This window comes from Tateyamaria armeniaca (assembly GCF_045797845.1).
Classification (GTDB): domain Bacteria; phylum Pseudomonadota; class Alphaproteobacteria; order Rhodobacterales; family Rhodobacteraceae; genus Tateyamaria; species Tateyamaria armeniaca.
The window spans coordinates 1,940,515-1,964,151 of sequence record NZ_JBHDIY010000002.1 but is presented as its reverse complement, the minus strand read 5'-3'; the positions used below and the strand labels follow the sequence as shown (position 1 = coordinate 1,964,151).

Here is a 23,637-nt window from a genome sequence, read left to right as displayed (position 1 = left end):
CATGGCGACCCGTGCCCGCCCCGGCATCACGAACCAGCAGCTTTTCGATCTGCGCTGGAAACGCGGGCACAAGGACCTGATCGGGCCCATGGCGCGCCTGTTCGGGGCGCAACACGAAGTCGAAGAGCTGTCCGAACGCTTGCGTCACATGCTGCTGCGCCACTGGAAGCAGCGCAGCGCGTCCCTGCGTGCACTCGACCTTGAGCGAGACCTGAACCCCGACTGGTTCCTGTCCGAAGAGATGGTCGGCTACATCTTTTACATCGACAAGTTTGCGGGCCGGTTGGCGAATGTGCCTGCGCACATCCCCTATCTGCAATCACTTGGCGTCACCTACGTGCACATGATGCCATGCCTCAAACCCCGCGAAGGGGCCAATGACGGCGGCTATGCGGTGCAGGATTACCGCGAGATCAACCCCACCTTGGGCACCATGGCCGATTTTCAGCAAACCACGATGATGCTGCGGGCTGCGGGCATGAGCACCTGCATCGACATGGTTTTGAACCACACCGCCAAGGATCACGATTGGGCGCTGAAAGCACAGGCCGGCGATCCGTTTTATCAGGCATTCTATCGGATGTTTGATGACGACACACTGCCCAAGCTTTATGAACGCACGCTGACCGAAATCTTTCCCGATCAGGCACCGGGAAACTTCACCTACTACCCGGACATGGGCAAATGGGTCTGGACGACGTTTAATGAATACCAGTGGGATCTGAACTGGGAAAACCCCGAAGTCCTGCTGGCCGTGCTCGATACGATCCTGTTCCTTGCCAACAAGGGGGTCGAGGTGTTTCGGTTGGACGCTGTGGCGTTCATGGGCAAGCAGATGGGCACGAATTGCCAGAACCTTCCGGTTGTCCACGATCTGTTGCAACTGATCACGCAGGCCACCCGCGTTGCGGCCCCTGCGGTCATTCACAAGGCCGAGGCGATTGTGGGCCCGGCTGACCTTGTCCCCTACCTTGGCACGGGCAGCCATGCGGGGCGCGAAAGCCAATTGGCCTATCACAATTCCCTGATGGTGCAGTACTGGTCGGCGCTGGCCTCACAAGACACCCGCCTGATGACCCACGTGTTGCGCAGCCATTTTCCGGAATCCATGCGGCGGGCGTGCTTTGCCACTTATATCCGCTGTCATGACGACATCGGGTGGGCCATCACGGAGGAAGATGCCGCTCATATTCCGCATCTTAATGCCCCGTCCCATCGCAACTATTTGGCCGATTTCTACAATGGAAGTTTCGCTGGCAGTTTTGCGCGTGGCGCCGATTTCCAGTCCAACCCCGAAACGGGAGATCGGCGCACCAATGGCAGCTTTGCCAGCCTTGCGGGACTGGAATCCGCGCTCGAACAATGCGATGCGACCGCTGTTGATCTTGCGCTTGACCGGATCGCACTGGGTTTTGCGCTGATCGCATCCTTTGGGGGCATACCGCTGATCTATATGGGGGATGAGTTGGGGCTGCTGAACGATCACAGATTCCTCGACGATCCAGAGCAGGCCGATGACGGGCGCTGGATGCAACGGCCTGCGATGGACTGGACGCAGACAGCCGATGACAATGCCACGACACCCTCTGCACGGTTGCTGGCGCGCGTGCGCCACGTCATGCAGCGGCGCAAAGGCACGGCGCGCCTTGCCTCTTATGTCCCCACCCGCGTGTTAGAAGCGCCGGACAACGGAGTGTTCGCCTTTGCCCGCCTGGGCGATACAGGCACGCTGACATGTGTTGCGAATTTCGCGGCGGGGGCGCGGTATGCAAGCCTTTCGGGCCTTGGTATTGACGGTCAGCCCGAATTGCATGACCTGCTTAGCGAAATGCAGGTTCCGGTCGAGGCGGGACGTATCACTTTGACGCCCTATCAAATGCTGTGGATTTCGGCGGACTGATGTATTGCAACGGCGTAGTGCCGCCGTGGTCTATTCCACGCAGGCGCAAGAACGCCATCGGCGTTGTGCCTCGCCCGGCTAACTCAGGGTCGTCGCACCGTCATGTTCCTGATGCCCGGGCTGATCCGTGCTGGGGTCGTCTTCGGTATCCGACGCGTATGCATATGGCATTCGCGCGACGGACGACACGGCAAGGTCTGTTACAATTTGCGCAACTTCGCTGGCCCCGTTCTGCGCCATGCATTCCGCGGCCACCCGACCCCCGGCTCTTGCCATTGCGCCGCGCGTCTTTGAATGTAGCAGATCGGACAAGGCCGACGCTACATCAAACGGCGCATCACGGCGCACCATCAGGCCACATCGCTGATCGACCGCATAGCGTGCACGTTCTATCTGCTGATCCATCTGCTCGTTTTCGTTAGGAGCCCACAGGGTCGGCAAACCAGCCGCGAGATGTTCACAGAAGGTGTTATAGCCGGGGGCCGCAACGGCAGCGTCAAATGCGGACAGGTATTGCGAGAACGGATAGCCTGACAGTCGGGCAATGCTGTCCGGCACGTCAAGGCGATCTTGCGCAATCTGCCACTCGGCTAGGGCGCAGCCCAGACCAGCACGCCCATGGACCCGGTCAATGACCTGTCCGGTGATCCGCGCCATATCAAAGTTGTTGCCAGCCCCGGTGGCGACCAGAACGTTCGTGTCCGATGGATCAAGGCCAAGGGCGGCACATGCTTCGACGCGGCTGGGCATCTCGGCTTGATCGAGAATGCGGACAGGCGGCACCGCACGCACTTGCGATGCACGCGCCACTGTTGGCCCGTCATCACGCGACCATGCCGGGTCCAGCGGTTCGACAACAAGATCGAGCGCCTCGGCCCGGTCGAGCGCCTCCATATCTCTGCCCAACCCCCACATGGCGCGCCTGATCCATACCGATGTTATGGCGGGATTGTCTGACAGCGCCATGAGCATCCCGATGAACGGCATGTTGCCATCAAAAATCACGACGCGCGGTTTGTAGAATGCAAACATCGCATTCAGCGCCTCAGCAAGGCCGGTGTTCCAATGCGCTTTCACCTCGCCGTACGTCGCGTGGTACGGGAGGTGTTCGCCAACAAAACCAAATCTGCGCACCGTATCCACCGCGCGCGAGTGGCTGACAAAAACCGGCTGAATGCGTTCAGGCAGGCGGCGTGCGATCGCCAATTGCCGTGTGAGATGACCCATGCCAATCCCGTTTGTGGAGTAAAACAGTACGCGTGTGTTCGGCTCTGCATGGACTGCGGGGGCAAAAGTTGCACGCTCAGGCGCACCGACAAGCGCCTTGACCCGCGCGACGAACACGTCACGCGAAAACACCACCTTCATCAATGCCGCGCCCGCCTGTCGCGCCGATGTCATCACCTGGTTGTCCAGTTTGAGTTTGATGGCGGCCTGCAACAGTTCTTCGTCCGATCCATAGATGGCCGCTCCCCCGAACAACTCGCGGTAGGATTCGGGAAGGCAGGGAATGACGCCCGCGGAAATCGCCATCAAGGCCTCAACCGGATAGGGGTCATTCGCCGCCACGTCCGGGTTGAACAGCAAATCCAGCTTGGCAAAGAAGTCGGCCATATTCAGCGTCTTGTCGGACCAATTTTCGACTGGGGCGGCCCGGGGCCACACGTCGCTTGCCAATGTCGGCTCACCGCGCGCGCGCAAAGCAACGAGGGGTGAGGACAGGCAAACATCCGGCCACACGTCCGTGGGGCGCGTGCGCGCGATGCGTGTGCGGCCAATCGTTGGGCGCGCCCGATCCGCAGCGTCGGCCTGCACGTGCGACAAATCCGGTGCGACCGGTGCCCAAACAACATCCGTCACGGGCCAGTCCGGGACGGCAAAAGCCATCGCATCATGTGCCGTGATTGACGTCGGGCACCAGTTGACGGAACCGCCCATTGCGATCTCTGCCCGCGCGCGCAACCGATCCAGATCAGACCGTGCCTGCATGGCCAGCGCCGCGGGTCGCTCGATTGTGACAAGGCGATGTGTCGCGTGGATCTGCGGACATCCGGTGAGGGGGGCTGCGAAAATGCGGGCATCAAAGGCCAGTGCCAGACTGCACTCGATTGATGCGCCCCGTGCAACCCGCCGAACAGTCCCGGCTTGCAGAAGGTCCGCCATGTCTGGATCAACTCGGTAAGGATCAGCAGGGATCGCACCGGTGATCACGGGCACAATTGCGACGCTGTAGCCTGCACCAACCAAAGCAGACGCGGCGGCTGCATGGCATGGCGCTGCCACATCGCCGACGCGAATGTCAGCGATGATGGCAATGTCGACCTTGATGGATCGTGATCCCGGTATCAGGTCGCTTGGCACGAAAGACCCGAGACGAATGTCCCACGCGTGCCGGGTTCAAAGGCGATGGATTCCACCTTGCTTGCCCCCCGCCCGGACGGACGTGTGATCTGGCTCACGACATACAGGCCATCGCGCACAGCACCACCCCCCGACACAACGAGGTGAGTGTTCAGTTCATATTCCAGCACTGTTCCATTGGCCGCAACGACGCGTGGCTTCAGTGTGCCCCGGGGGCCGGACGGCGTCCCGCACCGCACTGACGCATTGACCGGTCCAGAATAGCGCAGAACTGTGGTCGACCCATCAGCACTGCGCCCCGTAACATCGTATCCGAGGGATTGCAGCCGCGACACGTCACCCGCGGCAGCACCCGATGAGACCGGTATTTCGTCACAGGCCGCCAGCAAAAGCGGCAGCGACATAGCGATGGCGACAAGGCGTTTCTTAATCATTTTCGGTCTCCAAAATTGATGCTGCAAGTACGGCGAGAGTTTCGATCGTGATGGGCCCGGACGGTAGGTCCGCGCCCTGTTCTGTGAATGCCTGATCCAGGGCGCGCCGGGTTCCGGCACCCAGCTGCCCATCGGCCACGCCGGGTTCCTTGCCCATGCGTGCCAACATAACCTGTGCGGCCTTCACCAACTCGGCATTGTCATAGTGCGCCATGGCCTCATCCACCAACCGCGCAAGATTGGCATCTTCCGAAAGGCTGCGCGCCTTGGCATAGAAAATCAGCGCTTCGGTCCGATCTTGCGCAACCCCGCGCCCGGCCTCGGTCATTTTTGCAAGATCAAGGGCCGCCCATGGCACGCCCCCGTCAACGGCTTGCCGATACCAGTTTGCCGCTGTGGCGAAGTCCGCATCGACACCATCGCTTGACGCAAACACCCGACCAGCATCGCGTGCGGCCCATGGATTGCCTTGTGCTGCAACACTGTAAAGCGCGCGTGCCCTGGCGATGTCCTTGGTGACGCCGCGCCCGGTTTCATACAGCTTGGCCAGTGCCCGTTCTGCACCATAGACCTGTTCGGTTATGGCTCGCTCAAGCAGCAATGCGGCCCGCGACGGATCATCAAACAGCGGCGCTCCCGACCCGTATAGCAGCCCAAGCCGGTAATATGCTTCGCCGTCACCGGCTTGTGCGGCGCGCACGTAGAGACGTGCCGCAGCCTCGATATCCGGGCTTGTCCCCTGACCTTTTTCATACATGATCCCAAGACGCGTCAACGCGTTCGGCACTTGCCGCGAGGCCGCCGTTTCAAACCAGAAGCGTGCCTGCTCAAAATCCTGCGGGATGCCGTCACCATCCTGATACATGCGCGCCAACCGGGTCTGTGCAGTCAGCTCGCCGGATTTTGCCGCCTCGATGTACCAGCGCTCCGCCTCCTGCGCATCGCGCGCGACGCCCAGCCCCTTATGATAGAATTCGGCCAGATTTGTCATTGCCCAGTCGTTTCCGCGCGCCGCGCCGCGTTCGTAAAACTCACGGGCCACGGCGTAATCCTGCGGAACACCGACGCCTGCACGGTGCACCCATGCAAGGGCAGTCAGGGCGGCAATGTCCCCCGCCGCAACGGCCGTTTCAAAAAGTTCGTAGGCCCGTGTGAAATCCTGCGAGACCGCCTGCCCGTCCAGATGCATCTGGCCGAGGTAGACCATCGCATTGATATAACCTGCATCAACCGCCTTGACCTGCCACTCCCGCGCGTCTTCGTACCGCCCAGCCGCGCGGTAGGCGCGGGCAAGCTGCGCCCAGAACCGCACAGTGTCGGGGTGGCGCGCGACAGCGAGTTCACAAACGGCGATGGCCCCTTCAAAATTACGGTCCAGAATGAATTGCCTCGTACCGGCTGTGACCCGCGCGCTGTCATAGGGGTTGCCCGCAAGCATGTCACAGGCATCGACGTAGCTTTCGATGTCGATCCGCACCGGATCAGTGGCACCTTCCGGTCCCAGAACATCGCCCTCAAGTGCCTCAAGCCCGCCGTTCGATCCGACAAACGGTTCAAACTCCGACGCCTCGCCCGCGCGCACAAAATGCACCGTGCCCTGGTTAAGCGCGCTGCCACCTGCCGTGCGCACTTCGCCGAGGCGCGGCGCGCGCGAAACATAGACCCAACCATCAGCGCTTTGCTCTGACAGGGTAATCCGGGATGGCCCCACACCGATCGGCACTGCGTTTTGGCTGCGGGCCAGCCGATCGACCACGTCTGCCTTGTATTCTGTACGCAGGCTGTCGTTTTGTTGCGGCAGGACAGGCAGCACCGGGTCGACTTCCTGCACGGTGTCAGGGTCGCCGCCCAGCAACGCGATGTGCGCAAGTGCATCATCGACAAAAGCGCCATCCGGGCTGGTTCTGACATAAGCCTCAAACGCGTCCAGTTTGTCACTGTCCCGGATCGCACGCCAGAACACGCGGTCCACGATGCGCTGAGGCGGCAGTGCGCCCAAGGTGTCGCCCTCAACGCCCAACCCGGTCGTTGAATTGCGCAGATCTGGCGTATCCGGTTTGAAGTAAAACGGATTTTCAAGCGTGCTGGTCGTCCAAGCAATCTGCTGACCGTCGGTGCGTTCCCGCACGCCCCCACGCACCCGGCGGAACAGTTCGGCCAGTTCAATACCCGGCTCATCAATGCTTTCGGCGATGGACGCCGTGTAGGGGCTGTGCTGGCCAACACCGTCAAAGGCAACTGCGCCCGGTGCGGTGGCAAAGCTGATCATGGTTTCGCTGTCGCCCGCCGTCATTTCGGCCAGCCCGCCCGACGAGGCTTCGGACAACAGAACCAAGCCACGCTGCACCTCTTCGCGGGATTGTCCAATCGTGATCGCTCGCGTGGCAATCTCATCTGCATCCTGCGTGTCCAGGGCAACGAAAGGATTGTTGCGACAGGCATCGAGCAGGACAATGTTCAAGCGCGCACCAGAGCCATCCATGATGTCGACAAACAGTTGTGCATCAACAGATTGCGCCCGCAAATCCTCAATCGACGAGGGCGACACGGACACCGGCAGAAGATAGTTGCGCCCGCCCACCTGAACGCCGTGGCCCGCATAGAAAAACAACGCTTCGCTGCCTTCTCGCAGACGGCTGCGGAAAGTGGCCAGATCGGCCAGCATCGTTTCGCGATCCGCATCGATGCTTTCGATGACTTCGAAACCGGATTCCCACAGTTTTTCTGCTATCAGGCGGGCATCATTGGCAGGGTTGGGCAGCGCCGTGACGCTCTGGTAAGCAGAGTTGCCGATGACCAGCGCGACGCGGGACGCGCTTTGGTTTTCTGACGTGTCCTGAGAAATTGCGGGTGTTGCAAAAGCCATCACAAAAACGGCCATGCAACATGCCGACGACCATCGCGCAAGCGGCCTTTCTGCCCCTGCGCGATGTTGCTGCCTAGTAAAGATCCCCACCGCCATCTCGATCATTGTTCGTGGCTGTCGGTCTGGGGCGCGATGGTACGGACGGCGCTCTGAGGTTCACACCTCTGGCGATATCCGAACGGGAAAACCCGGGGTTTTCTTGGGCAAGCTGGAACTCAACGATCGCCAGAAACGCGGCTTTTGCTCTTGGGCCGGTTGGGTTGGCCTTCAGGTACGCCTCTGCCTGAGCTTTTGACGTGAAGGCACTGCTGCCGAAATCCTGCGCCCGCGCAGTGCCCGGCAATCCCAGCATACCGACGATTAAAATGACCTGACCTGCAATCCATCCACGCATGCAAACACCTTTTGTTAATGATTGATGATAGGAAGCGATGTCTTATCAAGTCAACACGTCGGGCAACGCCTCTGTCAAAGCACCTCGCCAAGCTTTCAAGGCCGTGGCATTGTCTTTGACATGTTCAATTCGACCCCGCCCCGCCCAGTAAATGTTCGGTTTTTCCCTGATTATCGAGAATTCAATCCCTATCAGGACCTCCTTTATCGATCCCTTGGCCCGACAGTTGCCGCCGAACCGCTGGACGGATTTGAGCGGCTTGTTGCCGATGCTGGGGCACGGAATGGACCAGATGTCCTGCACCTGCATTGGGAAACGGCCGCCATCACCAGCGGTCATCTGTCTGCGCAGGCGTTTCTGGATTCGCTGTCGGGGTTTCGCGACACCGGGGGTCGCATTGTCTGGACCATGCACAACCTGATGCCGCATGATCAGCGCCACCGGGCCGTGGCCGAACAAATCCGCAACGGGCTGATGACGCTTTGCGATCTTGTGCATGTGCACTCCCTTCCTGCCTTGGCGGCGGCGATGGACCACCACGCACTGCCCTTGGACAAGGTGCGCGTTATTGCCCATGGCAACTACGATGGCGTCTACCCGATGCAGCGCCGGGATGCGGCGCGTGCTGCGCTTGAACTGGACGGTGCGCTCAACGTGGTTCTGCTGCCCGGGCAAATCCGCGGGAATAAGGCACCGGACGCGTTGATCGATGCATTTCTTGAGGTCGCAGGACCAGAAGACCGTCTTGTTCTCACAGGTCACAGAATGTCGGATGTGAAGGATCTGTCGATCCCGGATGATCCCCGGATCATGGCCAAATTCGGCTTCGCAACCGATGTGGAATTGGCGCAAGCCCATGCGGCCGCTGATTTCGTGGTGCTGCCCTACACAGACTCCCTGACCTCAGGCTCGGCGATTCTCGCGCAGACGCTGGAACGTGGCGTTCTGGGCAGCGATACAGCTGGCCTGCGGGATGCGGTGCAGATGCCCTCGACCGGAATACTCTATGATCACACAGTTGCGGGAACGTTGGAAAAGGCGTTGCAAAGCGCCTTGGCCGAAGGGCCGGAAGTGTGGGCCACACGCGGCAAAATGGCAGCACAGGCCGTCCGTGCGCGGGACTGGGCCGTCATTGGGGCAACATGGCGGTCACTGTTTCATGAACTGGCGGATATGCGCCGCCCGGCACGGGTTTTGGCGCCATGATTTTCGGTTTGCAGAAATCACCCAAGGACGAAGAGCCAACCCAAGCCAAGTTGAACAATGACGAACGCCCGGCAAATGCGTTTGAAGCATCTTGGCCTTTCAACGCCGACAGCCCCCAAGTCGATGGCGTTGCGCGGGACGACAAGTTGCTTTCGACAATGCTTGTAGATGTGACAGGTCTGGGGTGGGACGAGATCGCGCGATATCTCGACGCGGTGCGCGACAGTGCAAAGGCCAAGAACATGGTGCCTATATTCATTGTCGATCTTGTGGAATATCGCGGCCTGATCGCCGAAGGACTTGCCTATGACACCCTTCCGAATGTCGCCGCCAACGCGCCTTTTGCACGCGATCTGGACTGGCCTTCGTATCTTGCCTATCGTCGCCGACTTTTGAGAGAGAAATGGCGCCCGTCCGCCATCATCAATCTTGGGCCAAACGCTGGATGGGACGTGCTATGATCGACCTTGCGCGCTGTGATGTGGTGTTTCTGAGCTTTGATGAGCCGAACGCGGATGCCCATTTCGAAGATATCCGCACCGCTGTTCCGCGTGTCCAGCGGGTACATGGCGTCAAGGGGTTCGATGCTGCGCACCGGCGCGTAGGCGCGGTTGCGACGTCCGAGCATGTAATCGTCATTGACGCCGACAATGTGTTGCTGGACCCGGATTTTCTGTCTTCGTGCTTCGATGTCGCCCCCCGTGATCTGGGTCGCGTGTTTTCTTTCAGCGCACGCAACGTGATCAACGGACTGCGCTACGGCAACGGGGGGCTCAAGATCTGGCCTCGCACGACCCTCCTGACCTTGCAGACGCACGAAAATGCCGCGAACGAATTGGGCGCAATCGATTTCTGCTGGACGGTCCCCTATTACCAAGTGACCCGCCCGGTGACCGAAGCGGATGTGGTCGGATCAGATTATCAGGCGTTTCGGGCTGGATTTCGCGAAGGCGTCAAGCTGAACCTTGCGGATGGGCAAACGGCCTATGCGGCCTATCCTGACCTTCCACGCGCCGAGGCGCTGACCCTGCACATCGGACCGAGCAACATGGAGCGGCTCAAGGTCTGGTGCACCATTGGCGCCGACGTTGAGCGCGGGGATTGGGCCATTTTCGGCGCGCGTCTGGGCTGTGTCATGACCGCGTTGGAGGGTTTTGATATCGAAAAAGTCTCGGACTATGGCTGGACCGACTATTTCTGGAAAGACCGGATCGCCCCAAAATATGCTGACAGCAATGTCCGCGCGGCAAAGTCCCGAGACCTTCTCGCTCAGATCAATGGTGATTTAGGTCTGGACCTGACAGAGATGGACGCCGAAGCGTCACAGAGGTTTAAATCGACCTTCCGAAGCCAGCGGGCCTATGGCGCGATGCGCATCAACTAGGCAGCGCAAGCACCCTATTTATTCGATTTCCATGATAAAGGCACGGCCGGTGCGCGGCAGGTCGACATCGTTCCATTCGTTGCCGGTGAACTTCTCGATACTCAAGTCGCTGATCCAACGGTAGAATGCCGCGTACTCGCTGTCATAATCGACACCGTTGTTCGGATTGCCCCATGACCAATTGGTGAATGACACAGGCTGATCGTTTATCCATGACCACCCGCCATCGGGTTCGCGCCCTTCCTTCTTTTGATAAAATCCAAATGTGGGCCCGTAGGTATGGCGCCCTTGGCCTGCATTGCTCACTTGCCAGAAACGATCATCCCGGCTGACCAGTTCGTAGGCAAAGTCGTTTTCCGCCTGATCCGCAAACACGGCCAGATACCCACCCGCTCGTTCGGCCAGTTCCTGCGCGCCCAACCAGTCCAGTCGCCAGCCAAGCACGCCGATGTAAAGGTGATCGTTGTACCAGCCGTACAGGATTTCACGTTCTTTCAGAACCTCTGCCGCGCGCAGCAGACGGGGATCGGTTTCAACCTGTGCCAGGGCGTCCGGGCTCCATTGGCGCGCATCCAGAGACGAGTAAATGGGGATCGAACTCACCTCCATCCCGGACACCTGAATGCCCATGGCCCGCGCGGTGAATTCCGTCATCACCCCGGTCGAAGGCAATTCATTGGCCTGTTGAAAATCCGCAATCGCTTTGCGGGTGAGCGACCCCATCACGCCGTCAGCAATGCCCGCATCATAGCCGAGCGTACCGAGTTTGGTTTGTACTAAACGCACATCCGCGACCGTCAGGCCCAGCTTTTCCTGCTCAGCACCGCGTTCGATCTGGCCGATCTGCAGGTTTGCGACAACGATATTGTCCGAACGGGCAAGGCTGTCGCGTTCCTGTTGCGCGAGGCTTGCAAACTGACTGTCCGGAAACCTGTCGAGGAAGACAGACCATGCACGCAGCGAATTCATCTCACTAACCGCGTCAAACAAGGCCTTCTCCCGTTGAAAGGCGAGCGTCTGGCCAGCTTCACCTTCACCGATGTTCAGGTAAATCTCGGTCGCCAGATCGTTGCTGATCATCGGCGTCTGCTTGTTTTCGGTTTCCAGTCTGACATCGCCAATAACGCGCTTCATGACGCTCAGGATTTCTGAGTTGGGGGTGTCGAGATGCCGCGCTACAGAGGCCGCAAAGGGCGAATTGGCACCTGTCCCGTCATAGGCGACCTGCCCCGCTGATGCGGAGAACACGACCATCGCCCCCTTGGCGGACGATGCCAGCGGAACAAGCCCGCGGGTTTGCACAGCGCGGCTTTCTGAATGGTTGTCATTGTAGAAGGCTGTGGCAAGCGGGTTGTCACGGCAGGCATCGATAAAGATAAGCGACGCGCGCGACTTTGACTGCACCGCCCTGATCACTGAATCGATGGGTGTGGTTTCCGACAGGATGTCGAATTCCGTCTCCAGCTTTGCATCGGTCCCAAGGAAGTAGTTGCGCCCCTCGAATTGCATCCCATGACCGGCGAGGTAGACAATGGTGACGTCCGCGTCGTCATTGGCATCAAGGAACCGCGTCAAGCGCTGACCGATTTCGGCGCGCGTCAGGTCCTTGTACAGACTGACTTCGAAATCCAGATCCTCCAACACGCTTCCGATAAGCCGGACATCCGCAGATGGGTTCTGCAACTGGCCTGCGTGCTCGTACGCACCATTGCCGACCAGAAACGCGGTGCGCTTCTCTGCCAGTGCGGCCGTTACGGAGAAAAGGAAAAAAACAAATGTAACCAGTATCTGAAAATTCAGTCGAATCATGAGAAAATCCATAGGTGACGTCCGGGAAAGGCTATCCCCTCAACACGCGCCCTCGCAACAAAAATGCTGGGCCGTATGTTATCTGGCCGTGGTCAAAATGCGGCTGTCGAGCGAATTGATCGACCCATCCCGCTGCGCCATCGCGTTTGCATAGCCACCCGCTGATTCAGTGGTCGGACGCAGCCCATCGAAAATCTGCTGATCAGAATGGATCACGATGATCTTGGTCTTTCCAAGCGATGCATCATCCACCACAAAAGCTAGTTTGCCGCCGTCCTGCGCATCTGCGACGCTGTGGGCCACTCGAATTGACATGGCTCCTTCCTGTCCGCCGCGCAGGTTGGCGACGCTGTTGTCCGAAAACAGGATGTTGGGCAACAAGTGGTACACATTTCCCGACACGTCCAAGGCAGACACAAACAGGAAACCGTCCGTCAAATCGGCGGGCAGAACGATGTCGATGACAGGGTTGTCGCCGACAAAATAGTCCCCTGTCGTGTTGAGCGTATTGTCGGCCCCGTTCCTGAACTCTATTTCGATCCCGACGGGTGGCGCATTGGGCAGCACCCGGTCGATCAGGCACAGCGTGCGGTTCAGCACATCGACATCCAGAACCAGACGGCGATCGCCGATGACTTCTGACAGTCGTTGGGTCAGTGAGTCCCGCGTTCCGGGGCTGTCAACGCGTCCACTCACGATCACCTGACTGCCATTGGGATACCCCGTGGGCGGTGGGTTCACGATCCGCAATTCGCCGCAGTTCTGATGATTGGCGAGAATGGGGCTCAACGTGGGCGGGTTCAGGATGCGTGGGCCAAGGACAATGCCGACCACAACGTCAAATGCGCCGCGCAGGTCCTTTCGCTCAAGTGCTTCGCTCAGCGATTGCTGTTCGGCCGCGTCATAGGTCAAGCCGCTGATCCTGACTGTGGTTTCATCCGCGCGGACCTGCCATTCCGGCAGGTGATCGACGGCATCGATCAAGCGCACGATGTCAGCGCCCCACGTGTCCCCGATATTGCCACGGGCCAGCGTCAGGTCAGCAGTACCGCCCTGATCAGCAATCAGTGCCACCAAGGCCTCTTGCACAGTGTCGGACGGCACATTCCCGACAGCAGACGGCACGCCGTTTTCCGAGCGCGTGACAACCAGACTGTAGGGATCAGCCAGCGGGTAGCCGAGCCCGAGACGACTGGGCAAAAGCCCTGAGAGATAAGCGCCAACAGCAATCACACCCACAACCAAAACCGCGAGAATGGGCAGCAGCGCGCCGCGTTTCCTGGTGGGCTTGGGCGGTTCAGCGGGGCCGTCGGGTACGTCCGTAACCGGCGAATTGGTCCTTGCCGTTGGAACCTCAGTGGCCGCATCTTCGCGGCTCGATCGGGGCACAACGATGGTGCGGTCATCATCGCTGTCGTCCACGGCGGCGCTCGACATCGGCGTTGTCTGAACGGCCGCCACCTGATCCAGCACCGCCTGCGCGGTTTGCAGCCGCTGATCGCGATCCGGATGCGTCATGCGATCAATCAGCGTTTTCAGCGGTTCAGGTACGCCGCTGGTGTCCAATGGCAGCGACTTGATCTTGATGACGTCCATCAGATTGCTGCCGGTGTTCGGTTTCTGGCCCCGGAACGTGGCAAGCAACAAGGCCCCAAGCGCGTAGACATCCGCGCGCGCATCGGTCTGCCCGTTCAACTGCTCGGGCGCGGCATAGCCATATTTGCCCGCGAATTCGTTGCCGATGATGGTTTCTGCGCCGGGATTGGTGTCTTTCGCGATGCCGAAATCGATAATCACCGCTTCGCTCGGATCGCCGTCGCGCAAAATGATATTGTCTGGCGACAAGTCCCGGTGAACGATGTTTTTCTTGTGTGCGGCCACCAACCCTTCGGCCACGCGCTGACAGATCGTCATCACATCGCCTGCGGACATCCCGCCCTCTTTGATCTTTTGATCCAGACCGGGCCCGTCGACATAATCCATCACGAGATAGACATGCCCGTCGTCGGTGCGCTGATTGTCATAGTATCGCACGACCGCATCGTGGCGGATTTCGCGCATCTCCTCCTCGCGGGTCATAAGCGCGAGGAAGTCTTCGTTGCGCGAAAACTCGGTCCGCAGTGCCTTGATCGCGACAACACGGCCCGAAATCTCGCTGACCGCGCGGTAGACTTCTGATGTGCCGCCAAGGCCCAGCACTTTGTCGATGCGGTAGGTGTTGTTCAACACATCCCCGATCTGGAAGATGCCTCGGTTGGTGTTGGAACTCACAATCGGGCCTCGCCTCAGTCAGGAAGAATGGTGTCGCAGCGTTTCTATGTCGCCTTAGCTGAGCGCCTGGAATTCGACGCGTCGATTGACGTCGGCCAGTGGATCGCTTGGGTCAAACGGAAACCGTTCACCTACGCCCAGCGCGTCCATGCGATCAGCAGGATAGCCGCAATCGGACATCAGAAACCGCTTCACTTCTTCGGCGCGCAGCTTCGAGAGACGCTCATTATAGGTGGCAGAGCCGGAGGCATCCGTATGCCCCAGAATGCGGATTTTCTGAACGTCGGCAGCTTGCAACGCTTCGCACAGGCTGACCAGCTTGGGCTTTTGGTCTTCGCGCAGCGCGGCGGAATCAAAGTCAAACGAGACGTTGATGTTGACCTGTTCGTCTTTCGGAATGATCGTCGCCACGTCATCCTCAATCGCGGTGGTCGCGGTGGGGGCTGTGTCGTCGGTCGCTGTCGCGTCCGTTCCGGGGGTGGCGATCACCAGCCCGCGTGTCTTCTGTTTCTTGAAGTTTTCTGCCATTTCCTCGACGCTTGGCGTCGTGGTTTCCTGCGAAACCGCCGGAGCGGCAAAACCGACCATCAGGACGATGGCGATGGCCGGCACTGATTTGAGACGTGTCATGATGGCAATTCCCTCTTGAACAGATGAGATTGTTGTAGCCGGACATTATAGCGACGGGCCAGCGATGCCAACCTCTTCGCGAGGCGGGCAGCCCCTGTGCATTTTAGGCGTAACCGGACACCAGCGTCACGACAACGGAGGAAAACCATACTATCGCTTGCGCAAGACGGTGTTACTATTGGTGTATGACCGCAAGATTGCGCTGCCTGATCTACGTTGCATGCCTGCTGGTGGGTATACCCCATTTTGCATGGGCGGAACGCGTCGCACTGTTGATCGGGAATTCGGCCTATTCGGTCCCCGACATGGAGTTGCGCAACCCGGTCAACGATGTCGAGGCGCTCGGATCAGCCTTGCGGGCCCTTTCCTTCACCGTGATCGAAATAAAGGATGCGAACTCTCCCAAAATGCAGACAGCGCTGCAGGATTTCCAGCGGGCTGCGACTGGCGCCGAGATGGCAGTGTTCTTTTACGCCGGACACGGCGTGCAGATCGGCGGCGAAAACTATCTGGTGGGCGTTGATTTTTCGGGGGGCGAGTTGGGCGCCATGCGCCGCACATCCCTGTCGATGAGCGATGTGCGTGATACGATGACTGTCGCAGCCCCGGCGATTGGCATCGTAATCCTCGATGCCTGCCGGAACAATCCCTTCACCTCAAACGGGCTCGTGCGTCCCGGCCTTGTGCGCGACAGCGGTGGTGCCGGGCTGTTGATTGCCTACGCCACGGACCCCGGCAATGTGGCCTATGACGGGTTGGGCGAAAATTCGGTCTACACCGCCGCCCTGCTAAAACACCTTGCAACGCCAGCCTTGGATGCCCGCCTGATGCTGGGGCGTGTCCGGCAGGAGGTGGTGCTGGAAACCGGAGGCCGCCAGATTCCGTGGGTGGAAGAGGCGGTCCTGGGCGAACACAGTTTCAATCCCAGCGCACCCGATCGTCTGGTCGCGGACGCTCAGGTTGATGAGTTGAGCCGGTGGCGGCGCATCTCGGGAAGCCTAGATGTCGCGGCCTTTGAGGACTATTTGCAGGACTATCCCGACGGCCTGTTTGAACAGTTCGCACAGGACCGCATTATCGCGCTCAAATCGTCTGCCCGCTTGGCCAGGGCAGAAGAACCCGAAGTTCTGATCGCCTCTGCCAACACGCAAAAACTGACGTCGGCGCTGAATGTTTTAGGGCTTGTTGGTGATGGAAATCTCAGTCGTGGCCTCAGCATCTATCAGCGCCGCCTGCCCGACCCCACAACGCTGAGCGAAGATCAGCTTTATGCCGACGCGGCCCGCATGTCGATTTTCCTGGCTTCAACGACATTGCAGCAGTTGCGCACTGATCTGGTCGCCCTTCGCGGCATCGAGCGTACGCTGAAAATATCCGAAGATGCGCTGGCCCAGATGGAGGAAATCGCCAAAACGAACGCGGACGCAACGCCGCTGGTTCAGCAAGCGCGGCGCGACATCAACGAGATCCTGCGCGCGCAAGGGATCGTGCTGCGCCGATTGGATCAGACGCGCACCTATTATGACGAAATTCTTGAAGAATCTTCGGCCTTCTTTCCCGACGATGCGACCCTTGCCCTGCTTGGGGGTACGGATCGCAGCCGTGATTTGGGAGCAGTCGGGCAGAAGTTGAACGAAAACGCCTCGATTTTTCTGCGCCATCTGGCGCAAACCGAAGAAGAAACAAAAGGAAGTTACAAATGGCTGGCAGATCTCATTTCACAAGGATAACGGCCGCGTTGCTGGTCGGCAGTATGGCACTGACCGCATGTGACACAGGCACCACCGTCGAAACGCCTTCCGCGAGCCTTGTTCAGGGCGATAAGCCCGAAGAACAAGAGCTGCGCCGCGCCAGTCAGGCCATGCAGAAGACGATCTTGCAAGGGGTCGCCGCAGGCGGTGCAGCAGGCGGGTTGCTGGACCTGACATTTGGCGGTGACGACAGTATTGGCGCCGGGATCGCGATTGGTGCGGGTGCGGGTGCCGCCGCAGGCACATATGTTGCGTTCGTTCAACGCAAATATACGCGGCGGGCACGACGTCTGAAACAGATCCAGACCGATCTGGACCGCAACGCGCAGGAAATGGAAGCGACCCTTGCCGCGATGAACGCAGCATTGCAGGTGCAAAAGCAGGATCTGGCGGCGATAAAGCTCAGGGCCGCACAAGGCACGGCGACACCCGAAGACCTCGCGCGGGAAACGGCAGAAGCCAACAGCAACCTGTCGCAAATGAGGCTGGCCATTGATGGCGCGACCAAACGGCAGGCAGAATTCACCGAAACCCGCGACCTCACCAAACGCCGCCAGGAAGAAGTCGCGCCAATTGATCCGGAACTGGCAGCAATGGCCAACCGCATCGCCGAGATGAGAGCGGTTGCCAACGATCTGGCAACGTCACTTTAAGGATCGGAAAATGACAATGAAATGGACCATCCTCGTGACCTGTGTCGGCCTTGGGGCCTGCACAACCAGCACGGACCCCGCTGACGGCGGATTTTTCAATGGCGTGTCAGGCATCGCGACGGGCACCTACCAAGATCAGATCAACGCCGACGAGGCGCAAGTTGCAGCATCGCGGGAACGCAATGCCGATCTGGCGGCGCAAATCCGTGGCTCTGAATCCGAACTGGCGCGGTTGAAAGTGGCAATCGTGAACCAGCGCAATGCGCTCGGGAACACCGACAGGGCGACATCCAATCGCATCAATGCGGTGCTGACATCCGAACCGACGGGCAGCACCGATGCCGCACGCCTCGCCGCCCTGCAGCAAAGCATCGCCGACGCGCGCGCCCTGTCACAGGATCTGGCGAAGCTGTCGGGCTGATAGATTGCCCGTGGTTTCACCTCGCCGTCGGGCAATCAAGCATTGTCTGCCAAATAGGAGAGCTTCGCTATGAGCCGCAAGGAATTGACGGACGTTTTTCGGGTGCTGCATGTTCCTGGCCAACCGGTCGTCATGCCGAACCCTTGGGATCTGGGGTCGGCAAAAGTGATGGCGCACCTTGGCGCGCAGGCGCTTGCCACGACCTCGTCGGGTCATGGTTTCACACTGGGCCTGAGCGATGGCGGGCAGGTCACACGCGATATGGCGCTGCAACACGCAGCGGACATATGTGCAGCCGTCGATGTGCCTGTGAGTGGAGATTTCGAAAACGGATTTGGCGACCAGCCCGAAACTGTGGCCGAAACCGTTCGATTGGCCGCAGAGGCCGGATTGGCGGGGGTTTCGATTGAGGACACCATCGTGCCACGCGCGGACTCTTACCCGTTTGATCTGGCATTGGCACGGATCGAGGCGGCCATCGATGCCGCACGTTCCGTTGGCATTGTTCTGACCGCACGCGCCGATGGGTACCTTGCAGGAAGCTATGATCAGGCAGAAGCGGTGCGCCGCTGCACCGCATTCGCAAAAGCCGGGGCCGACGTGATCTATGCGCCGTTGGTTGATGCCGACACCGCCCGCGCGCTGGTTGCGACGGGGACACCGGTGAACCTGCTTGCCGCTGGTGACATGCAGGGCCTGACGCTTGATCAGATGGGCGCGCTGGGCGTCGCTCGCATTTCCATCGGTGGGGGTCTTGCACGTGTGACGCAGCAGATCATCCTTGATGGCACGCGCGCCATGCTTGAGAGGGGCGACTTTTCGATCCTCAAGGGTGCCGCGAGCTCGGATGAGGTCGATGCGATGTTGAACCCGTGAAACGCCCCGAAGCGGCGTAAGCGGACTAAGGGCGCGCTCCTGTGCCGACAAATCGCCCGCAATGACATGGGCCTTCAGGGCTTTGGTCAGTTGCCATCGGGTTTCTGGACTCAGCACGGTTTCAACCTTTCCAATCGGCAATACGGCCAAGATGCTATTGATCGGCGCGAACACGGTAAATCGACGGTCACTGATCAGCACGTCAACAAGCCTTGTGTGACCCGTTGAAGTCACGGCGCTTTCGGTGATGCTCATGTCGGCGAACATCGGTGAGCCACCGACAATGTGGTTTGCGCCAAAAAACCCAGCGGACACCGGGAAGATCGCAGATACGAATAGTACGCGGGCATCTGACGCCGCTGACGCTAGGGAAGCTGCAACTCTGGTGATCTGACGCACGTACTGACCAAGTACACCCACAATCGTCCAGGGCGGGCAACCAGATCTCATCATGAAATCTCTGATCCGACGCGTACACGCCATGTTGCAGCCTTCAAAAACCTCCGGCCCGGACGTCGAGGCCGCAACACCACTGGTACACCTCCTAGATGAGGTAGAGCCCGCGCCGGACCTGTTCGCACGCATCGAAGCGCGCCTAGATGGCGAAAAGGCATCCCGCCTGCCTCATGTCAGCAAAGTCTTGTTCGTATCCTTCACGAGCGGTCTCGCGATTGGGGCGTTGGTCATATGGGCCGGACAGGACCGCCAGAGCATTGTCGCCCGCCCCACGACTGATGCAGCATGGGTTCCCCTTGGCGCCGTCACCTTGCACGGCGCCGGGTTGCGTGCGTTTGTGCGGGCAAAGTGCCACGGGCATACGCATTTCTACATCACGATACATGGCCAGTCTGGTGCCGGAACCACGGGCCACACCGGCGATGATATCCCGCTGATGCAGGACGAAGAAAAAATTCGGATGGAGTGCATCTTTTGATCGATGGCCCCCGTAGTGCTATGAAACAGCATTATGAAAGGACCGAAAGTGGGTGTGACCAAGCTGGTGCCCAGGTCTCAACAACACGGGGGCGCAAGGGCAAGAATGGGGACGGCGGAACAGTCCCGTTTGATTGCTGAACTGCTGGGCGCGTGCGCGGCAGGTGATCGGGTGGCGTTTCGGCGTTTTTACGATGTCAGCGCGCGTTACGTGTTTGGTGTGGTGCTCAGCATCTTACGCGACCGCGAAATCGCCAGCGAAGTGGCCCAGGAAACCTATGTGCGGATCTGGAAACGGGCGGGGCACTTTCAGGCCGAGTGTGGCAACCCACTGTCCTGGATCGGGTCAATCGCCCGCAATTGCGCCATTGACCGGCTTCGCTCAGAACGGGCACGCGGCTTTGTGCAGTTTTCAGACGAGGTGCCAGACATCGGCGGTGATCCGGATCCAGCCGCGCGGACACTGGACACGATTGTGATCCGCCGCCTGCTGGACGATCTGCGCCCTGAATATCGTCAGGCGCTGCTGCTGTGCTATTTTCAGGGGTACACTTATATCGAGTTGGCCAGCGTGATGGACGTTCCTGTCGGAACCGCCAAAAGCTGGGTGCGCCGTGGTATCGCGGCATTGAAGGAAGCGATGATATGAAGAAGACCGACGCAACAAATCCTGCCGAGGTTCTTGGCGCCCTGTTGGGCGGTCTTGATGCGACCCTGCCGGGCACGCGTCCCGATCTGGCAGACGAGGTGAGCGCCCTGTCCGAACACTTGTCGCCCCTGTTGAAACAGCTTCCCGAAGCGGACCCGCCCGAGGGTCTGTTTGACGCCATCGAGGCCGAGTTGGACGCACAGGATGCCGCCCCCTTCCAGACCGTGCGCGCCGAAGAGGGCGTTTGGGAGCAGCGCAGCGAGAAGGTGTGGAAAAAGACACTTGCCCAGGAAACACGATCTGGGCGCACAATGTATCTATTGCGCTGTCTGCCGGGTGCCGCGATCCAACCACACGTGCACGAACGGGCCGAACATCTGTTCATTCTTGAAGGTGAGTTGTGGATCGACGGCAAGCTCTATTCGGCAGGTGACGCGCAAGTGGCGATGCCGGGCAGCGCACATCCCGAAATCACGATGCCCGCCGGATGCCTTGTTCTGGTCAGCGCCTAAGCGCTGATCCGGACCATCCAGACCACCCAGAACGCACCCGCCAACCACGGCCCGAACGCGATCCTGCGTTGGCGGGTCAGCGCGGCAAAGGCTAACGCGCCAAACGATGCGACAGCGACCAGCAGCGGCAAGTCCCATGGGCCCAGCCACGCGCCCGCAGCACCCAACAGTTTGGCATCTCCAAGACCCAGACCGTCTTGGCCCGTGATCTGGAAGAAAACGGCGCCCAGAGCGGCGAAGGCGAGATAGGCAACGGCAGCCCCAACTAAGGCCAGCCACGGTGTCACCAGCGGCGATGTCAGGCTGAACACCAAACCCACGATCAGCAAGCCCAGACTTGCGGCATCCGGGATTTCAAACCTTTGGAAATCCACCACACATATCCACGCAAGCATCAGACCCAGCACAGCGGATGCGGGCCAGATAATGATGCCGACAGATTTCAGTGCGCCAGCCATATGATCCTCCTGCAACGCCTATGAAACACTACGGGTCGGCTCGCAGATTTGTTTCAGCACCTGAAACTATTTCGCCTGCCGCTCCGTCTTGTTGGGTGCAGCACCTGAAGTCCCGCAACTGCGCAAATCTGCGCCAGGGCTGAATTCCGCTGTCGGACGGCTTCGCACGCAAGAACCCTGTTTTTGCGACCGGGAAAGCCGTGCGAAAAACTGATCTGAGAGGACATGATATGAAGACCAAAACCGCATTGGCCCTAAGCTCGGCGATTGTCGCTGTGTTTGCGGCCGCAACAGGCCCCGCTGTGGCGTCATCGCACCGCGAAGCGCCTGCCATCACGGAACATCCCAAGGTCGATGGCACCGACTTTTACGTATTTCGCAGCTATGAACCGGGCCGCGAAGGCTATGTGACCCTGCTGGCCAATTATCAGCCGTTGCAGGTGAACTACGGTGGCCCCAGCTATTACACGATGGATGCTGACGGCATCTACGAGATCCACATCGACAATGACGGCGATGCCATCGAGGATCTAACCTTTCAGTTTGATTTCGAAAACGAGCTGGCCAACAACGGCGCGGGCATCGGTCTGGACATTGGCGGCGTCAACGTGGCGATACCGCTGAAATATGCGGGCCCAATCCTGCCGGGTGATCAATCGCTGCTGAACGAAAGCGAAAGCTACCAGTTGACCCTGATCGAAGGGGACCGCCGCAGCGGCACACGCAGCGCCATCACGCGGGCCGGTTCGGGGCAGACGACCTTCACCAAACCTCTGGACCATGTGGGCCTCAAAACGCTGCCCGATTACGACGGTTACGCCAACCAGTTCATCTATGACTTTGACATGGCGGGCTGCACTCTGCCGGGGCGTGTGTTCGTCGGCCAACGCTCTGATGCGTTCGCGCTCAATCTGGGCGAGGTGTTCGATCTGATCAACTTTGTCCCCATCGAAGGCGACAGCGCACCGGGTGCGGGCGATGGTGCCGGGTTTGACGGCGGGATCACGCAAAGCCGCGTGAACGACGATGTGTTCGGCAAGGTCAACGTGTCGACCCTCGCGCTCGAATTGCCCATCGACTGCATCACCACAGGCGAAGACACGGTGATCGGTGCTTGGACATCGTCAAGCCTGCCGCAGGGCGAATTGGAAAACCCATCGCCCAGCTACGAGGACACATCGCGTGTTGGAGGCGCACTGGTGCAGCAATCCCGTCTGTCCACACCGCTGGTCAACGAGGTCGTGATCGGCATCCCGGACAAGGACCGTTTCAACGGGTCCGAACCCATCGACGATTCCAGCTTTGCTACCTATGTCACCAACCCGACATTCCCGCGTCTGGTCGAGCTGCTGTTTGGCCCTGATCTGGGTCTTGAGGACAATGTCGCCCCCAAGAACCTGCCACGGACCGACCTGGTGGCTGCCTTCCTCACCGGTCTTCCCGGTCTGAACCAACCGCAAAACGTGGTCGGGGCAGAGATGATGCGCCTGAACACGGCGGTTCCCGTGACACCCCGGGACGCGCAGAATTCGTTCGGTGTAGTGGCCGAGGACCTCGCAGGCTTTCCCAATGGTCGGCGTCCGGGTGATGACGTTATCGACATCATTCTGCGCGTCGCTTTGGGTGCCCTTTGCCATCCTGTACCACTTGGTGCAGAGCTGGGTGTCGAAGGTGCCGAGGAAAACACCGCAAGCGATCTGGTCAACCTCGGGTTCTGCACACCCGATCAGGCCCCGATCGGCAATGTCGCGTTGACGGATGGCGCGCCCATTTCGGCGAGCGAATTGCAGAACGCGTTTCCGTACCTCAACGCACCGATCCCCGGCTCGCCAAACGGCACCGTATCGGTTGTGAACTGATCCCTTGGCAATGAAAGAGACTGTCATGACACACACACATCTGCGTCTTGCCGCAATCGGAACCGCAGTGGCCCTTGTGGCCGCATGTGGAGGAGGTGGAGGGGCGTGCCGGGGGTCGGCGCGCTTGGCTCGGTCTTCCAGCAGGCCTTTGCACAGGGTCCGAACGACACCCCGATCGACGTCGCAAATGCCGATCTGGTTCTGCAACTGACGCAGGATCCGTTCGAGCTTTGAACGTGAGCAATGAAGACAACAGACGCCGCCGGTTCA

At 59.7% G+C, this 23,637-nt stretch carries 21 protein-coding genes and 1 pseudogene; 13 read left to right on the top strand and 9 right to left on the bottom strand.

Going from position 1 to position 23,637, the window contains the following annotated elements; genetic code table 11:
- The first annotated feature begins 1 nt into the window (after position 1).
- Positions 2-1,900, top strand: a complete 1,899-nt coding sequence (locus ACERZ8_RS09935; RefSeq protein WP_407592047.1) for an alpha-amylase family glycosyl hydrolase — start codon at positions 2-4, stop codon at positions 1,898-1,900.
- A 78-nt stretch (positions 1,901-1,978) separates the two neighbouring features.
- On the opposite strand, the gene ACERZ8_RS09930 is transcribed toward ACERZ8_RS09935, so the two are convergent.
- The 4 genes from ACERZ8_RS09930 to ACERZ8_RS09915 all read right to left on the bottom strand — a co-directional run bounded on the left by ACERZ8_RS09930 (position 1,979) and on the right by ACERZ8_RS09915 (position 7,955).
- Positions 1,979-4,261: a glycosyltransferase gene (locus ACERZ8_RS09930; protein WP_407592046.1), complete on the bottom strand. Its 2,283-nt coding sequence runs from the start codon at positions 4,259-4,261 to the stop codon at positions 1,979-1,981.
- A complete protein-coding gene (locus ACERZ8_RS09925) occupies positions 4,246-4,695 on the bottom strand; it encodes a pyruvate/2-oxoglutarate dehydrogenase complex (RefSeq protein WP_407592045.1) in 450 nt (149 codons plus the stop codon). Before ACERZ8_RS09925 ends, ACERZ8_RS09930 begins: the two co-directional genes overlap by 16 nt.
- Entirely contained in the window at positions 4,688-7,561 is a 2,874-nt protein-coding gene (locus tag ACERZ8_RS09920) for a caspase family protein (RefSeq protein WP_407592044.1), read from the bottom strand. The genes ACERZ8_RS09925 and ACERZ8_RS09920 overlap by 8 nt, the downstream gene beginning before the upstream one ends.
- A gap of 73 nt (positions 7,562-7,634) precedes the next feature.
- Positions 7,635-7,955, bottom strand: coding sequence for a hypothetical protein (locus tag ACERZ8_RS09915; protein WP_407592043.1), 321 nt, complete (start codon positions 7,953-7,955; stop codon positions 7,635-7,637).
- Between the two features lie 120 nt (positions 7,956-8,075).
- Here ACERZ8_RS09915 and ACERZ8_RS09910 point away from each other — a divergent pair, with 120 nt between their 5' ends.
- The 3 genes from ACERZ8_RS09910 to ACERZ8_RS09900 are packed head-to-tail and all read left to right on the top strand — an operon-like array spanning position 8,076 to position 10,545.
- On the top strand, positions 8,076-9,161 hold the full coding sequence (locus tag ACERZ8_RS09910) for a glycosyltransferase (protein ID WP_407592042.1): 1,086 nt from the start codon (positions 8,076-8,078) through the stop codon (positions 9,159-9,161).
- On the top strand, positions 9,158-9,622 hold the full coding sequence (locus ACERZ8_RS09905; protein ID WP_407592041.1) for a hypothetical protein: 465 nt from the start codon (positions 9,158-9,160) through the stop codon (positions 9,620-9,622). The genes ACERZ8_RS09910 and ACERZ8_RS09905 overlap by 4 nt, the downstream gene beginning before the upstream one ends.
- On the top strand, positions 9,619-10,545 hold the full coding sequence (locus ACERZ8_RS09900) for a hypothetical protein (protein ID WP_407592040.1): 927 nt from the start codon (positions 9,619-9,621) through the stop codon (positions 10,543-10,545). Before ACERZ8_RS09905 ends, ACERZ8_RS09900 begins: the two co-directional genes overlap by 4 nt.
- Positions 10,546-10,563: 18 nt before the next feature.
- Here ACERZ8_RS09900 and ACERZ8_RS09895 read toward each other — a convergent pair whose 3' ends face one another.
- The 3 genes from ACERZ8_RS09895 to ACERZ8_RS09885 form a co-directional block, all read right to left on the bottom strand.
- Entirely contained in the window at positions 10,564-12,354 is a 1,791-nt protein-coding gene (locus ACERZ8_RS09895) for a caspase family protein (RefSeq protein ID WP_407592039.1), read from the bottom strand.
- A 78-nt stretch (positions 12,355-12,432) separates the two neighbouring features.
- Positions 12,433-14,625, bottom strand: a complete 2,193-nt coding sequence (locus tag ACERZ8_RS09890; RefSeq protein ID WP_407592038.1) for a serine/threonine-protein kinase — start codon at positions 14,623-14,625, stop codon at positions 12,433-12,435.
- A 54-nt stretch (positions 14,626-14,679) separates the two neighbouring features.
- Positions 14,680-15,255 carry an OmpA family protein gene (locus tag ACERZ8_RS09885; protein WP_407592037.1) on the bottom strand — a complete coding sequence of 192 codons (576 nt, stop codon included), beginning with the start codon at positions 15,253-15,255 and terminating at the stop codon, positions 14,680-14,682.
- Between the two features lie 185 nt (positions 15,256-15,440).
- Here ACERZ8_RS09885 and ACERZ8_RS09880 point away from each other — a divergent pair, with 185 nt between their 5' ends.
- The 4 genes from ACERZ8_RS09880 (at position 15,441) to ACERZ8_RS09865 (ending at position 18,956) form a co-directional block, all read left to right on the top strand.
- A complete protein-coding gene (locus ACERZ8_RS09880) occupies positions 15,441-16,985 on the top strand; it encodes a caspase family protein (protein WP_407592036.1) in 1,545 nt (514 codons plus the stop codon).
- Positions 16,986-17,008: 23 nt separating this feature from the next.
- Positions 17,009-17,659: a hypothetical protein gene (locus ACERZ8_RS09875; RefSeq protein WP_407592035.1), complete on the top strand. Its 651-nt coding sequence runs from the start codon at positions 17,009-17,011 to the stop codon at positions 17,657-17,659.
- Between the two features lie 10 nt (positions 17,660-17,669).
- The gene (locus tag ACERZ8_RS09870; RefSeq protein WP_407592034.1) at positions 17,670-18,080 is read left to right on the top strand and encodes a hypothetical protein; all 411 of its coding nucleotides are present in this window, start codon (positions 17,670-17,672) and stop codon (positions 18,078-18,080) included.
- Positions 18,081-18,149: 69 nt separating this feature from the next.
- Entirely contained in the window at positions 18,150-18,956 is an 807-nt protein-coding gene (locus tag ACERZ8_RS09865) for an isocitrate lyase/PEP mutase family protein (RefSeq protein WP_407592033.1), read from the top strand.
- A gap of 48 nt (positions 18,957-19,004) precedes the next feature.
- Here the strand turns inward: ACERZ8_RS09865 and ACERZ8_RS09860 are convergent.
- Positions 19,005-19,211 (bottom strand): annotated as a pseudogene (locus ACERZ8_RS09860) (fasciclin domain-containing protein); the annotation flags it as partial.
- Between the two features lie 196 nt (positions 19,212-19,407).
- On the opposite strand from ACERZ8_RS09860, the gene ACERZ8_RS09855 reads away from it, so the two are divergent.
- From ACERZ8_RS09855 to ACERZ8_RS09845, 3 genes are all read left to right on the top strand, one after another.
- Positions 19,408-19,890: a hypothetical protein gene (locus ACERZ8_RS09855; protein ID WP_407592032.1), complete on the top strand. Its 483-nt coding sequence runs from the start codon at positions 19,408-19,410 to the stop codon at positions 19,888-19,890.
- Positions 19,891-19,995: 105 nt separating this feature from the next.
- Positions 19,996-20,538: an RNA polymerase sigma factor gene (locus tag ACERZ8_RS09850; RefSeq protein ID WP_407592031.1), complete on the top strand. Its 543-nt coding sequence runs from the start codon at positions 19,996-19,998 to the stop codon at positions 20,536-20,538.
- Positions 20,535-21,050: a cupin domain-containing protein gene (locus tag ACERZ8_RS09845; protein WP_407592030.1), complete on the top strand. Its 516-nt coding sequence runs from the start codon at positions 20,535-20,537 to the stop codon at positions 21,048-21,050. Before ACERZ8_RS09850 ends, ACERZ8_RS09845 begins: the two co-directional genes overlap by 4 nt.
- Here ACERZ8_RS09845 and ACERZ8_RS09840 read toward each other — a convergent pair.
- On the bottom strand, positions 21,047-21,508 hold the full coding sequence (locus ACERZ8_RS09840) for a prepilin peptidase (protein ID WP_407592029.1): 462 nt from the start codon (positions 21,506-21,508) through the stop codon (positions 21,047-21,049). The two genes, ACERZ8_RS09845 and ACERZ8_RS09840, sit on opposite strands and share 4 nt — an antisense overlap.
- A gap of 230 nt (positions 21,509-21,738) precedes the next feature.
- Here ACERZ8_RS09840 and ACERZ8_RS09835 point away from each other — a divergent pair, with 230 nt between their 5' ends.
- Positions 21,739-23,367, top strand: coding sequence for a DUF4331 domain-containing protein (locus tag ACERZ8_RS09835; RefSeq protein ID WP_407592028.1), 1,629 nt, complete (start codon positions 21,739-21,741; stop codon positions 23,365-23,367).
- A 105-nt stretch (positions 23,368-23,472) separates the two neighbouring features.
- Positions 23,473-23,601 carry a hypothetical protein gene (locus tag ACERZ8_RS09830; protein ID WP_407592027.1) on the top strand — a complete coding sequence of 43 codons (129 nt, stop codon included), beginning with the start codon at positions 23,473-23,475 and terminating at the stop codon, positions 23,599-23,601.
- Positions 23,602-23,637 lie beyond the last annotated feature (36 nt).